Genomic DNA, 15266 nt, shown 5'->3' with positions numbered 1-15266 from the left:
CCGAATCCCCGTCGCTGCCGGGCACCCCTTGTCGCATAGCCTGTAGTGATCACGGGCTCATAACCCCGAGGCGAGAGGGAAGGGGGATGACCTGATGCGGTTCAGCATCAGGAGCAGACCGTGACCGACCTTTTTGAACAATCCAGCCAGAAGCTGGACGCCGCAATCACCGAAATCCAGCACGCCATCGCCACCGGACTGGCGAACAAGCAACGCCTGTTTGAGACGATGCGCCAGCTTTACGGGGAGGGCTCCGCAAACGGCGCGTGGAGCCAGAGGGACGCCTTTGACCTGCTCGAGGCGGCATTGACGCGCCACATGGCCGGACTGCTGAACAAACCTCAGATGCTGAACCAGATTTCGGAGATCAGTGCGCTCATCGAGGCGCTGCCGACACATACGGTCAGAAGTGAAGACCAGATCAGGTTCCAGCAATTCTCGACGCCCGCAGACCTCGCAAGCCTAGCCGTGATTCTGGCGCAGCCACTCGCAACCGATATCGTTCTTGAACCGAGCGCCGGACATGGCGCTCTCGTGGCAACTCTGCCCAATGTCAGCGCATTGCATCTCATCGAAATCGATCCGCGCAGGCGTGAAAAGCTGGCACTGCTGTTTCCCGACGCAACCATCACAGAGATCGATGGGGCCATGCTGGCTTCCCATCTCGACGCGGCTGTGCAGCCAAGCCTGATCCTGATGAACCCGCCGTTCTCCCGGTCAATGGGACGAGGAGCAGACGCGTTCGCAGCGGTGCGTCACCTGCGCGCTGCCATAACGCGCCTCAAGCAGGGGGGGCGGATCGTCGCGATCATGCCGGACTGGTTCACGACGAGCGCAAAGCTTGCGAAAATCTACGACGACACCTTTGCCTCTTGCACGGTCCGCACATCCATCCGGCTCGATAAATGCTATCACAAGCAGGGAACCAGCGTGGCCGTGCGCTTGTACGTGATCGACAAGATCCCGGGGCAGATCAGACCTGCAGTTTTGGCGCGGGAAACAGTTGCTGACGTCGCGTCTGCGGTTCCAATCATCAATCGCGTGACAGCCCAGCCCGACTGCGAACCGCGCGCGGTGCCGCCGAAAGCGAAGCCGGGTGCGCTCTTCAAAGCCATGCGGGCAACGCCGATCACAAAGCCCGTCAAAGCGAGGGCAGCCCAAGCCCCCAAGATCGAAGCACTGGCATTCAGTACCCTGGACAAGCCGCGCGTTCTCGGTGAGCAAAGCGGGGTCTACATCCCGTACCGGCCAAGCCGGGTCGACATTGTTGGTGCACGCGAACATCCGACGCCGCTTGTCGAGAGCGTGGCCATGGGCTCGATCCCGGCACCAATCCCGGATTATGTCCCGGCGCTGCAGGATCGGGTCTTGCAGGAAAGCCTGCTCTCCGAGGCTCAGATCGAAACTGTCATCTATGCCGGGAACGCGTGGCAGCAGTATCTGCCTGGCCTGTTCATTCCGGCTGAGGAAGGCGTTGGCCTGCAACTCGACGAGCAAGGGCGTGCCTACCGCAAAGGCTATTTCCTCGGCGATGGCACGGGGGCAGGGAAGGGCAGACAGATCGCCGCCTGCATTCTTGATGGCTGGCTTGCTGGACGCCGCAAGGCCATCTGGGTCTCGAAGAACGAGAGCTTGCTTGAGGATGCGCGCCGCGACTGGAGCGCCATCGGCGGCCTTGCGGCCGACATTCAGCCGCTTTCCAACTGGAAGATCGATCAGGCAGTTCCGTTTCGCGAAGGGATCCTGTTCGTCACCTACCCGACCCTTCGCAGCCAGCGTCAGGACGCCACCCGCCTGAAGCAGCTGCTCGATTGGGCGGGCGAGGATTTCGAAGGTGTCATCGCCTTCGATGAGAGCCACGAGATGGGCGGTGTTGCAGGAGGCGAGGGCGCCCGCGGCACGAAAAGCGGATCGCTGCAGGGCATCGCCGGCGTGCTGCTGCAAAACAATCTGCCCGATGCCCGGGTTCTCTACGCCTCTGCGACTGGGGCCTCGGAGGTCAACAACCTTGCCTATGCCGTACGCCTCGGTCTGTGGGGGCCCGGCACTGCGTTTGCCAACAGGGAAGATTTCATCAGCCAGATCAGGGCAGGGGGCATCGCTGCGATGGAACTCGTGTCGCGGGACCTCAAGGCACTGGGCCTCTATCAGGCGCGCGCGCTTAGCTTTGCAGGCGTCGAATACGAGATCCTGAAACATGATCTGACAGCCCAACAGATCGCCGTTTACGGCACTTATGCCGACGTCTGGGCGATCATCCATCAGAACCTTGAGGAGGCGCTTGAGTTGACCGGCGTCGTCGATGAAATCGACGGCACAACGCTCAACAGCGGTGCGAAAGCCGCAGCGCGAAGCCGGTTTGAAAGCACTAAACAGCGGTTCTTCAACCAGCTTCTGCTGTCGATGAAGCTGCCCACGCTGATTGCTGCCATCAATCTCCATCTGGATCGCGACGAGGTGGTTGTCGTCCAACTGGTTTCGACCGCCGAAAGCATCCTCGATCGCCGTCTCGATAGCCTCTCGCCAGAAGAGCGCGCGGAGCTCGACTTCGATCTCAGCCCGCTCGACGCGGTAATTGAGTACCTTGAGCGCGCCTTCCCCACGCAACAGATGCAGGTATTCGTCGATGATACCGGCACCCAGCGCTCGGCACCGATGTTCGACGGGGAAGGCCGACCAGTCCACAACCAGACTGCAATCGCCCGCCGCGGCGAGATGATCGAGCATCTGTGCGCCATGCCGCCGATCAAGCCAGCGCTGGACGGGATCATCGAGCACTATGGACCGGAGAAGGTCGCCGAGGTGACCGGGCGCAGCAAGCGGCTCATCACCCAGAGCGACGGCCAGCAGCGGCTCGAAACCCGTTCGCCGCGGACGAACCAGTCCGAGACCGACCAGTTCATGGATGGCAGGAAGCCGATCCTTGTCTTCAGCGATGCGGGCGGCACAGGGCGGTCCTATCACGCGAGCCTTGACGCAGCTTGCCAGAAGCGGCGCATCCACTTCCTGCTTGAGCCGGGATGGCGAGCCGACCGCGCCATCCAGGGGCTGGGCCGAACGCACCGGACCCATCAGGCGAACACACCGCTGTTCCGGCCTGTCACCACGAACTGCAAGGGCGAACTGCGGTTCACCAGCACCATTGCGCGCAGGCTCGACAGCCTGGGGGCGCTGACCCGCGGCCAACGCCAGACGGGCGGGCAGAACCTGTTTGACCCTGCCGACAATCTCGAAAGCGAATATGCCAAGGCGGCACTCTCGACCTGGTTTGCCTTGCTGGCGGACGGCAAGCTCAAGAGCGCAACGCTGATCGATTTCCAGCGCCGTAGCGGGCTTAAGATTGTCTCCGAAGACGGCATTCTCGAAGAGGACCTTCCGCCGATCCAGCGTTGGCTCAACCGCATCCTCGCGCTGCCGATCGGAATGCAGAATGCGATCTTCGAAGAATTTCTGGGGCTGGTCGAAGCGCGGGTGTCGGCAGCGCGCGAGGCCGGATCGCTCGATGTTGGCGTCGAGACCCTGCGGGTCGAACAGGCCGAGGTTGTCGAAGACATAGTCCTACGGACCGACGGGCGAACCGGCGCCACATCGCATTTGCTGCAGTTGTCTCTCAAGACGAGAGCACGGCCGATCTCGCTCGAGCGTGTCCTTGAGCGCCGCGACTACGCCGACGGCTGCATTCTACTCCACAACACCAAGAGCGGGAAAGCAGCGCTGGCCGAACCCTCGCGGCACTTCATGACCGAGCAAGGCGAACTGATCAGGCGAGTTATCCTCCACCGTCCCCTGCGTCGGGAATACCACCACTTCGATGACCTTGCGGAATCGGCTTGGGAGGAGGTCCCCCGCCGGACCTTCGAAAAGCTATGGCAGTGCGAGGTTGGGGAGCTTGCCGAGCGGCTCACCAAAGAGACCGTGTACCTTGCGACCGGACTTCTCCTGCCGATCTGGTCGAGCCTGCCTATCGACTATTTGGAGGTCCGGCGGATCGTCGACGAAGAGGGCAGAAGCTGGCTCGGTCGCTTGGTTCACGAACTCGATGTGGCCAAGCTGCTCGAGAAATTCGACATTGCCTCCACCGTTGAACTCAGCCCGGAAATGATCATCAGGGCGCTCGGCGAGGGCCGCACAGTCCCTATCAAGCAGCCGTTCGAGGCGACCATCAAAAGCTCGCGTGTGGCAGGGGAGCAGCGCTACGAAATCGTGGGGGTGCCCCCTGAACAGCTGCCTTGGCTCAAGAGCTTCGGCTGTTTTACGGAAATCATCGCGTTTCGCACGCGTGTTTTCATTCCAAGGGGATCAGCGATTTCGGTGATCGGCGCGCTGACTGGCGCATGAGGAAAAGCCATGCTGGGACCATCGATGCCGAGGGTCGCAAGCGCGCTGGTGGCAAGCCAACCGCCCACAATATTCATCATTGTATGGGATGATGAGACATGGGACCTTTCCGCCAATCACGCGATCTGGTGTGCACGGCGGGCTAAACGCGCAACCTAACCCTTGCGACGGCTCCCCACATTGCGCCACGCAGAGCCGATTAACTTATCTCACTCAGGAATTTTGTAGTGACTTTGATTGTGTGTCTTAAGGCAAGAGATTGCATCGTCATCTCCGCCGATAGCCTAACTTCGCTCGGCCGGAAGATCGTAAGTTGCACAACCGAGAAGCTGCATCAGGTTGGGACGGACGCAGTAACCGTCAGCTGCGGGCTCTCACGCGTCAATGATAAAGGTTGGGGGACGATCTTGGCAGACTTTCCCGCGCCACCGAACGGCACAGCCATCGCGGCCACTGTGTCGCGGCTTCAGGCGTTCCTTAATGAGATTATAGGGCGCGTACCAAAAAGCAATGTTGGAGCCTGCCAAGGCGGGAACACCTTTCTGCTAGCCGGCCACGATGTTGCCAATTCGGGCATGGCAGTCACTCGGTTGACCCGGCTTGGGGACCGGCGTCAGTTCGAGGCCGCGACGACCGTTTCGAATGCGTCGGATCACGACTATATCGAATGGATCGGCGATACGACGCCGGTGTCGACTTATATCGCGAGTAAAACCGCGCTGTACGATCCAGACATGCCACAAGACGCTGCGGTCGAATTTGCGATTAAGGCGATCATCGACGGTATCGCTGCAAGCCTGGCTGCGGGCAACCACACGATCGGTGGCGAGTTTGTGTCGGTCGCGTTGGTGTCGGCCAGCAATGTCACTTCCTCGCGGCACCCAACCGGCATTCCATGTATGGTCACTGCGTTAACTGGCAGTTCGATTGTACCACCTGACCACGCTTCACCGCTGGCTGGCTCTGAATGCAGGTATCAAATCTGAAGGCCAACTATCTGTCATTCGGTGGCATCTAGACCGCTCGTGAAAGCGGCTATTCGCCATTGCACTTGGCGGCGCATGCGGTCGGCTGATGTGGTGGAGTTGCCTACGAGGGCTATAATACAGGAGGTAATGTGAAGCGTATCGATCTTGGAATGGTAGTCACCTCAGCGGCCAGCGTCGCAGTGATTGCCGATCGGCTTGAGCAGTTGATCAAGGACCTAGCGTCGGATGGAAAGACGAGCGCCAGTCCACTTGGCCTGCTCACGGACTTTCACTTAGGGGTGCAGGGACTCACGGACGTGGCGCGAGACTTAAATCTCCCGGCGACCGGGGCGGCGGCCGCCCGCTGCAAAGCGTCGATCAACAGGTTCATTGGTGCCAACGATGGATACATTCGTGTCACGAACGCCCGGGAGATCATCTCCGACGTGCGCCAATTACTGATCACGCTGCGGGATGAGACCAGAGAATATCGAACGTTCGTGATCCCGCCGACGGAGGCCAAAATGCTTGACGGTGGCCGCGAACTTTTCGGGGAGAACGTTTCCGTTATGTTTCCGTCGATTCAAGAAGACATCGACGCCGCCGCGAGTTGCCGCGCATATGGGCTGTGGCATGCCACGGTTGCTCATTCGATGCGAATCGCCGAAGTGGGCATCCAGAGACTTGCGAAAAACATGGGATCTAAGATCGGAAAAAGCTGGGGTGAGACCGCGGCGAATTTGCGTAAGACACTGGCAGCAGTGAACGCAGAGAACGGCGATAGCACAGAAAAAGAGTGGGCATCGCAAGCCGGTGACCACCTCGAATTCATCCGGAAGGCTTGGCGGAACCCTGCGATGCACCCAGGGAAGACGTTCGACCGCGAGCAGGCGCTGTCAGTCTACGAAAACACCCGCTCGTTTATGCGGATGCTGGCAGAGAAGCTGGCGCACTGATCAACGGTCCATCATGCGCGAACATAGATTGAAGCCGAATGGGCCAGGTGTCGATTCAGCAGTTCACCGCACCCCTCAAGTTGTTGGATAGTCGATGGCATTTGGCAAAATCCCAGCTGCACCCTAGAGGGGCTGGAAAATGACCGACGGAAGCCACATCAGCCAAAAAGCATCACCATCTCCTGCCCACGCCCGGCGGAGCACGTCGGCTAATGCGGATCACCGAGGCTCTTCGCCGCAACGGAATCGGAAGCTATCGTTGGCCGAAGAGGAAGCCGTCCTGGCCGCATTGTCCCGCACGTCCGAGGAGCTTCTGCAAGAGCTGCGCGAGGCCTGGGACATGCCCGCGGGACGACCCATCCGTGTGGTCGGTCGCCTGACGCTGACTTGGCGTGGAAGCGACGGAGCGGACATGGTGTTCCTCAACGAATTAGAGCACCCTGAGACGGGTGTCGGTCTGGTCTATCCTAGGATAGGCACTTTGGTCATCAATCCTGATCCGGTGAATGCCTCCGTGCCGCCAGGACCGTCGCGGACCATCACGGACGCCAAGACGCTGGCGTCCGGCGAACAATGGGCGATTGCCGAAATCGAACTATCGACACTTGAACAGCGCCGAAGGCTTCGAAATCCTTGGGTGGTAACGGTTCGATCTGGTACGCTGCGATTGCTGAGCGACCTGCCTGACGAATGGCAGGTCCAAGTCCATGGTGCCCAGTCGGTCAAACGCATCTCTGCATCCGCCCGCGAGGAAATTGAGGACTACGTTCGCAATTCCGTCCTCGAAGAGGATCAGGAACTCGCTCGCAGCCATGCAGAAAACATCCGGAGGTTAGCCGAGCTAGCGACGTCACGGCGACAAGCCGAGGACGATGCACGAGCGATGTTAGCCGGTCTGAACGACGAACTCGCCGCGCAACAGTTGCGCGGCGACACAGCACGACAAGAAGCCGACGGCCTGCAGCAGCGACTGACATCCGAACGCGATCAATTCGAGCGGCAACAACGACACATTGAGGAAGAGACGCAGCTCATGGAACTTCGATACCGTAGGCTGAAGGAGCTTCTTAGCGAGAAGCGGGACCGCCTGATAGCGCTCGGCCTTGTAGACGCTGGCGACATTGATGCGGTGATGTGGGAAAACGAAGCCGGAGAAGAAGGTCGGTCGGGCATTAGATTTTCCGAGGCGCTAGACAGCGACCTCTCGCGCCTCGCGCCGGTGCTTCAGATCGAGCTGCAGAAAAAGGGACTGCTCTACCCACAGGCGCTGCTCCGCGACTTCCTCGCACTCCTGCGGACCCGCGACCTCGTCGTGCTCGCTGGTGACTCGGGGTCGGGCAAGACCAGCTTGATCCGCGCGGCCTCCGAGGCGATCGGCGGTGTCTGCACCGTCGTTCCCGTCAAGCCGAACTGGACCGGCCCCGAGGACCTGCTAGGATACTACAACCCGGTCGAGCGCAGCTATCAGGCTACTCCGTTCCTTGTTGCCCTGCAGGATGCCGCGCGCCAGCCCGATGTCCCGCACTTCATCTGCCTCGACGAGATGAACCTAGCGCGGGTCGAGCACTATTTCGCCGATTTCCTCAGTCTGCTTGAGCAACGAACCGACTTGCCCACGATCCAGCTCTACACGGCGGACGAGGAGCGTCACGTCGTCGTCGAACAGGGTCTTTTTCTTCATGTCGAGGCCGAGGCCCGCCGACGCGCCGGGCTCGGTAACACAGCGACGCTCGAAGACATCCTAGGCAATGACCAAGCGAATGCCGAGATCCACCGCCTGAGCGGCCTGACCGACAAGGAATCGGTGCTGATCTATCACGGACGCCTGCGTCGCTCGCTTGCGGCACAGATGCGAATGCCGACGTCCCTGACCATGCCAGCAAATGTCTGGATCTTCGGCGCCGTCAACATGGACGACACTACGCACCAACTGTCGCCCAAGGTGCTCGATCGCGTGCATGTGCTCCGCTTCGGCAATCCGATGCTCGCCGACTGGGACGCGATCGAGAGCGAAATCGATGCGGCCGCCGGCACCCTGCCCGCGGACCTGTCAGGACTGCTGATCCGGTCGGACGAAATTGGCCTTCGCCAAGACTATCCGGTTTTCGACCGTCAGGACGACAACGTTCGGTTCCTGTCTGACGTCTCCCGCCGACACCTCGATCCGCTCGGGGTAGAGTTTGGCCTTCGAGCGATCCGGCAGGCGCAGGGTTATATCAACGCAGCCGTTACTGCGGGCCTCAGCAAGGACGAGGCGCTCGACAACGTGATCAGGCACAAGATCCTGCCCAAGATGGCGTTCGACACCGCTCGGCCCGCCGGAAACGGTCGCGCGCGTCGCGAAATCCTCGTTGAATTGCGCGACGAGTTGTCCAAGCGCTTTGAGGGCACGAACGTCCAGATGGATGCCAGCAGCGTTGCCGAACTCGATCGGATGATCCGCTTGGCCGAAGGCAACAACGGCATCGTCAACTACTGGCTGCGTTGATCGGCCGATGGACGTGCTGGCGCATTATCTCGAGATCGAGTGGGAGACGGAGAACACGCCGCGGAAGCTGGTGGTGTCGACGCATCCGATCGAGATCGAGATCGCGCGCGATGGCGTCTTGCACGCCGAGGTTTCGATCTTCCGCGACTTCGCTCCCTGGATGGGCCTCCACCTCTCGGGCGCCCTTGCGGAAGCCACGCCGGAAACCATCGCCGCCGGCGGCCAGCGCGCGCCGTGGCTAAAGATCGCCGACGAGCAAGGTCGGGCCTGGTGGATCCCCGCAACGGGGTGGAGCAAGAAGACGGGCCGACATCTGGCCGAGATGCACCGCTCGTTTGGCACATTCCAGGTCGAGATCGGCCCCCGAAGCAAGCTGACGATAGATGCAGTCGCTTTGGAGCTCGATCGCGCGCATGCCCAAGACTATCTGGATGACTTTCGGGACGATCTGGTCTGGCTCGCCGTGGGGCAGCCAACCGGGGCAGCGGCACGAGCGGGATCGGATTACAGCAACGAACTGGTTGAGGCGCTTGCCGACTTCGCGCAGGCGGCCCGACGAGTGGTCGAACATCCCTCGCGCGACGTTAGGGAAACGACCGCTCTCACAGCAACGGCGAAGCTGCGCCCCAGCGCTGACACCTTCAGGGCTGTAATGCGGCGTCCTGGAGCAAAGGTATATCCTAGCCGCGTCGCGGTCGATAGTGCCGACGTGCCGGAGAACAGGTACGTGCGAGGCTTGGTCGAGCACTGCCGTCGCCTCGCTCATTCGATCGCACGCGCTTCGAATCGCCACCAAGGCCATCTTGCTGTCAGGGCAGAAAGGGAAAAAGCCCGCGCGGCGGCACTGCTGGCCATGAATGTGGTCGAGATCGATCAGGAGATTTACGATAATCAACTCGATGAGGTCAGCTGCGTCATGGAGGCCATCGGCGCGTGGGGCCCGGATATTGCCGCTTCGGGGCGGCCACCACGCGAGTTTCACTTCGAGGTCGGCAAAGAGTTCAGGGAAGCAGGGAACGGACCCAAGGAACTTTTCTATAGGAACCCCACCCGTGACCGCGTCGCTGACGACCAGGTTCGCATAGACTTCAGCGTGGCGCGACTCCCTGACGCGCTACACGATCTTGTGATGGCCGCACGCCGGATCGATCCCGGGCTCGCCCTCACCGTTGCTGGGCATGCCTCGCTTACGACGTTTAGTACGAGAAATGAGAAAGTTGGCCGGCGAGCGGTCTTCTCCGGGATCTCGCAGGTCAAGGTCCACTCACCCGTCCTGCAGAATCGGACAAGGTGGCGCTCGGTCTACGAAGGGGACGGTTGGCGTCGCCCGCTCAGCACCGCCGAGCGTAAGGAATTTGGTCTCGAGGCCCGCACAGCGCAGGCCCGTGCAGCGCAGCTGGAGCAACGCGCGCAACTGAGCGAGGCAGTCCATGGCAGCCTCCAAATCGTCGAACGCGATTTGGCGCTACAGGAGGCAGGGTGGGACAAGCTCGGGGTCGGACCGACCGCGATGTTTCCGATGGGAATGCGCTTCGCGCATAACCCAAACTATGCTGCGGTTCTTGCCGCTTTCAACAGGGTGTCGGAACTGGAACGTCGTACGGGTATCGGCGGCGACGCGCTCGACCGGCTGGGCAGCATCAACATGCTGCATTCCAGCGCCATCTATGAGCGGTGGTGCCTGATCAAAATCATCGACGTACTGATGGAGGACTTCGACTTCGTGCCTCAGGGCGAATGGGTCGAGCATGTGATCGCATCGTCTTGTCATAGCCGCAGCTATGCCGACCAAGGCTTTACAGTCGAGTTTAGCCGCGCTGATCCAGGCATCAAGGCCCGCCTTGAAGTGGAGCCTCTGCTCGACAACGGCCGACGCCCGGACTTCCGTCTGCGTTTCGAGATGGTGGGATCAACTGGATCGTCGAAGTCCATCTTCCAAGATCTGGGGCGGGGTGGCTCGGGGCTTGTCATGGACGCCAAATTTCGTACCCGCTGGCAGTACGGCGAGCTAGCTGAGATGCTGACTCTTTTGGTAGAGACGAAGAAGTACGGACAGGACGGTTGCCGGGTCTTTATCTTACAGCCCAGTAGGGGCACGATCTCGAATAGCATGTCGCCCCTCAATTGGGGACGCGACTGCGACTATGGACACAGGTCGCCGACAGAACACGCACACGGCAGTATCCAGCTGGCAGCCGACCCCGCCCATGGCGGAAGGTCGCTGATGAATTTGCGCCGCCTGATAGCCATGGAGCTTCAGGACACGTTTCCGAAGCCGGAAGCGAAGACAATCGGCGGACCCACTGGTGAAGTCGAGGTATGCACCTCGACGTTCAGCTTTTGCATCTACTGCGGTACGACGCACAACGTTGAGAACGTCAAGCCTGGTCGAACCACGCGCGACAACAGAAAGTGGTACTTTGGCTGCGCTCACTGCGGCGCGGGCACCATGCAAACGCATTGCTTCGGCTGCGGCACCGCCATACACAAAAACGGGCTACAGATGACGTACCATTTGACCGTGGCCGACCAGATCTCAAATGTAGTTTGCCAGAAATGCGGCATGGGCTTCTAGCGGCCCACCACATGCTTGGATTTGTGATAGATCCATCCGCTCAAAAGTCGTCGCGACCATCAGGATTATCCGAAGGCGCCTGTTGACATGACGGATCCAATCGCGCCGGTCGGAAAATCGACTAGCCTTCTGCGATCCCGGCCATCATTGCGCTGATCGCTGAATGCGCCCTCAAACCCTTGCGGCATTCTGCACTCTTAAGAGACATACGCTCCACCTCCGCGGCCTGCCGCGCTGTTCATCCGCAGGGGTGACAACGATTAACTCTTAGGCCTGCGTGAAACGCAGATCAGAAGGGGAGGGGGAGGGGATGTGTGCCCGGGTGATTGCCGGGTGCACATCAGGAGTGACGACCATGCTTATTCCCTTTTCCCGGCTCTATCTGAGCGATGCCAATGTGCGCAAAACGCGCAGCGAAGAAGACGATATCCAGCTTTCCGCCGACATCGAAGCGCGCGGCCTTTTGCAGAACTTGCTCGTTACCAAGAGCAAGAAGCGCGGCAAGTTTGCCGTGATCGCCGGTGGTCGCCGCCTGCGGGCCATCGAGATGATCGTCACGCGCGGTGCCTGGGCCCCCGATACAGAGATCGAATGCAAGCTGCTTGAGGGCAGCGAAGAGGAAGCTGGCGAGGCCTCGCTCGCTGAGAACTTCCAGCGCGTCGGGATGTCACCAGCTGAAGAATGCCGCGCCTTCCAGCACTTCATCAAGGAAGGCAGCGATGTTGCCGCGGTCGCCAAACGCTTTGGCCTCACCCAGCGCTTTGTGGAAGGCCGTCTGCGGCTTGCCAATCTCGCTGAGCCGATCTTCGAAGCGCTTGCCAAGGGCGATGTCACTCTCGAAATCGCGAAAGCCTATGCTGCTACCGATCAGCACGAGGTGCAGCTGCGGGTCTTTGAGCAGATGCGCTATGCATATAACCCAAGCGCCGATGCCATCCGGCGCATGGTGGCGAGCGGTTCCATGCGCGGCAATGACCCAATCGCGCTGCTGATCGGCGAAGATGCCTATGTGGCCGCTGGCGGCAAGATCGAGCGCGACCTCTTCAGCGAAGCGGCAGATGATCGCTGGATCGACATCGAGATCGCTCACAGACTTGCGGCCGAGAAAATGGAAGCCGAAGCCCAGCGCATCGCTGCTGAAACGGGCCTTGCCTGGATCAGCCCGGTGGCGTCGACCAATTCCTGGCAGGCACGCAGCGAAATGGGCGTCAATGCGGTTCGCCTCCCGCCCGCGCCGCTCTCCGAAGAAGCACGTGCCCGAATTGACGCGATCGATGCCCGGATGGAAGAAATCAGCGAGATCATCGACGAAGGTCACGAAGGCGGGCCTGAAGGCGACGGGGCCGATTTCGGGCAGCTCGAGGCCGAGTATGAGGAGCTCGATGCTGAGCGCAGCGACCTCAATAACCCGGTGCGCGAACTGCCCGAAGAATGGCGCAGTGAGGCCGGACGGTTTCTGGTTCTCACCACCCGCGGCGAGATGGTGCTCGAGGCCGATTATTACAGCGAAAAGCGCCTTTCGTTCGAGACTGATGAGAATGGCAAAGTGACAGCGACGGCCGAAGAGCCGGTGCCAGGTTCCACCAAGCGAGGCAGCGCCGCACCTTCCAGGCCCGAGGCAGTTGCGCCGGGCACGGAAAAGCCGATCAGCGCCCGCCTCTTCGACGAGCTTTCGGTCCAGCGCCGCAATATCCTGTCGGCATCGCTGCTCACCGATGCGGGGCTCGCGCTCGACTTCGCCATCTTCGCGCTGGCTGACAGCCGCAGCTATGAAAGCCGGGGAACCTCGATCAAGGGCGGACGACCCAGCGATCCGGCGACCGGAGAACTTTCGCAGTCCACAGCCGAAGGGATTCTCGCCGAGGCCGAAAACGCGCTCGACAAGGCATGGCAGGAACATGGCTGCGCATCCCAGCGGTTTATTGCCTTCCGCGAGCTTGCCGACGAAGCCAAGGCGGCGTGGCTCGCCTATGCGGTGGCCATCTCGCTCGAAGCCAAGAAGGGCTATGGTTCGGAATACCATCCGATCCATGCTGTCATCGGCAGCATGCTCGACATCGACGTTGCAGCGATGTGGCGGCCGACGGCCGAGAATTTCTTCGACCGGGTGAGCAAGACCTCGTGTCTTGCCGCGCTGACCGAAGTCGGCGGCAGCGATCTTGCGGCGCGTTATGCCGCATCGAAGAAGGCTGACCTTGCCAAGACCTGCGAGACGATCTTCGCCGGCAAGGCGATCGTTGAACAGGACGTCAAGGAAGCAGCACTGGCCTGGCTCCCCGAAGGCATGAAGTTCACTATCGCTGCCAATCCCGCTGATCCGGTCATCCCGGACACCGGCGAAAGCGACCCTGTCGCCGACGTCTGCGATGGCGATGACGGTGAAGCCGACAGCGAGGCCGACGAGCTAATCGATGACCATCAACATGAAGTCGCCTGTGAAGAAGCGGCGGTAGCCGCCTGAGACGGCAAATCACCCCTCCTGATGACCTGGCCCGGCCACTCGCCTGAGTGAGCCGGGCCTCTTTTTGTTGAGGAGCAGGCCAATGCGCCAACGACCCAAGCGCGACGTCGCGCAGGAAATCACCAATCTGATCATCAAGACAATTGAGGCCGGAACGCTGCCCTGGCGCCGACCCTGGAAGAAGACCGGTATGGGCGGAGCGCCGCTGCGCGCTGCAGGCGTCCCTTACACAGGGATCAACCGCCTCTATCTTTGGGCGGTCGCCGATCACTATGGCTATGGATCCCGCTATTGGATGACCTGGCGCCAGGCCATCGAGCTTGGCGGACAAGTCCGCAAGGGTGAGACCGCCGAGCCGAGCATCTACTTCAACAGCACGAAGAAGACCGCGGTCGACCAGGCGACCGGTGAGGAGTCGTCGAAAACAATCCGCTTCATGCGCGCTTACAGCGTGTTCAACGCCTCGCAGATCGATGGCCTACCGCCGCATTTCTATCCGAGTCCGGTGCCCGAAGCGCCGCCGACGCCTTCGCAGAAGGCCGCTGCCATCGAGCGCTTTTTCGGCCCAATCCCGGCTGACATACGCCTCGGCGGAGACCGCGCGTTCTACTCGCCGGGCGCTGATTATATTCAGCTTCCGCACCCCAATGTCTTCAACACCGAAGACGGGTTCGTAGCCACGAAAGCGCACGAACTCGGCCATTGGTCGGGCCATGCCTCGCGGCTCGCCCGCGAGTTTGGCAAGCGTTTTGGCGACAAGGCATACTCTTTCGAGGAGCTGGTCGCCGAGCAGGTGAGTGCCCGGATCTGCTACGAACTGGGCCTTCCGGCAGACCTCCACGAAAGCCATGCCAGTTATGTCTCGCACTGGCTGGAGATCCTCAAGGCCGACAAGACGGCCATCATCACCGCGGCCGCGAAGGCCGATCAGGCATTCAACCATCTTGCGGCCTATTCGGGCTACCAGAGCGAACCTGTGCAGGATGAAGGGGAGGAAGCCGATGAAACGGCGCCAGTTCCGGCTTGTGCTTGAGCCAGCCCCCGAGGAGGTCGTTCGCCTCACCCAGCTTCACCGTTATGCCAGCGATGTTGCAGGCCGGGGGAGGGCGCCCATAGGCGGTGTGCTGGCTGAGTATATCGCAGGCCTGTTCCCACAGAGGGATCCACGCCAGGTGCTGGACGGTCTTCTCGGCAAGGGGGACGCCGGTTGGTCACTTGGCATAGCTCCGGATCAAGGCCGATCGCTTGTTATTCAGACAACCGAGGCGGGCGTTGCGGTCTCGGCAGTTGCGCGAATCCTCGAGCAGATTGCGCCAGGCACGCTCCGGCGACCGATGATCTACGAGCCGTTGCCGCTGCAGGGCCTAAGCGAACATCGTCGCAGCCTGCATTGAGGGAAGGGGGATGGGGCCATTGCATCTTGCAATGGAAAGGAAGGGTCGCGTCCGTCAAGGTGGTGTAATTTCGGCTGTGGCCGTGG

The 15266-nt window shown here is 60.9% G+C and carries 8 protein-coding genes; all 8 read left to right on the top strand.

The window, feature by feature from the left end:
* Positions 1-120 precede the first annotated feature (120 nt).
* The 8 genes from LH19_RS27590 (at position 121) to LH19_RS27550 (ending at position 15180) form a co-directional block, all read left to right on the top strand.
* Entirely contained in the window at positions 121-4338 is a 4218-nt protein-coding gene (locus LH19_RS27590; RefSeq protein WP_054735776.1) for a strawberry notch family protein, read from the top strand.
* Between the two features lie 227 nt (positions 4339-4565).
* On the top strand, positions 4566-5324 hold the full coding sequence (locus tag LH19_RS28960; RefSeq protein WP_145923715.1) for an Ntn hydrolase family protein: 759 nt from the start codon (positions 4566-4568) through the stop codon (positions 5322-5324).
* A 131-nt stretch (positions 5325-5455) separates the two neighbouring features.
* The gene (locus LH19_RS27580; protein ID WP_145923714.1) at positions 5456-6262 is read left to right on the top strand and encodes a hypothetical protein; all 807 of its coding nucleotides are present in this window, start codon (positions 5456-5458) and stop codon (positions 6260-6262) included.
* A gap of 259 nt (positions 6263-6521) precedes the next feature.
* The gene (locus tag LH19_RS27570; RefSeq protein WP_234716259.1) at positions 6522-8750 is read left to right on the top strand and encodes an McrB family protein; all 2229 of its coding nucleotides are present in this window, start codon (positions 6522-6524) and stop codon (positions 8748-8750) included.
* A gap of 7 nt (positions 8751-8757) precedes the next feature.
* Positions 8758-11325, top strand: a complete 2568-nt coding sequence (locus LH19_RS27565) for a hypothetical protein (protein ID WP_054735765.1) — start codon at positions 8758-8760, stop codon at positions 11323-11325.
* A gap of 355 nt (positions 11326-11680) precedes the next feature.
* On the top strand, positions 11681-13786 hold the full coding sequence (locus tag LH19_RS27560; RefSeq protein WP_054735761.1) for a ParB/RepB/Spo0J family partition protein: 2106 nt from the start codon (positions 11681-11683) through the stop codon (positions 13784-13786).
* Positions 13787-13868: 82 nt separating this feature from the next.
* Positions 13869-14819 carry an ArdC family protein gene (locus tag LH19_RS27555; protein WP_054735758.1) on the top strand — a complete coding sequence of 317 codons (951 nt, stop codon included), beginning with the start codon at positions 13869-13871 and terminating at the stop codon, positions 14817-14819.
* Positions 14788-15180: a hypothetical protein gene (locus LH19_RS27550; protein ID WP_145923713.1), complete on the top strand. Its 393-nt coding sequence runs from the start codon at positions 14788-14790 to the stop codon at positions 15178-15180. The genes LH19_RS27555 and LH19_RS27550 overlap by 32 nt, the downstream gene beginning before the upstream one ends.
* Positions 15181-15266: the final 86 nt, after the last annotated feature.

The sequence above is a fragment of the Sphingopyxis macrogoltabida genome, assembly GCF_001314325.1.
Taxonomy (GTDB): Bacteria; Pseudomonadota; Alphaproteobacteria; order Sphingomonadales; family Sphingomonadaceae; genus Sphingopyxis; species Sphingopyxis macrogoltabida.
The sequence above is the reverse complement of the archived record's forward strand: the minus strand, read 5'-3'. Positions and strand labels throughout refer to the sequence as shown.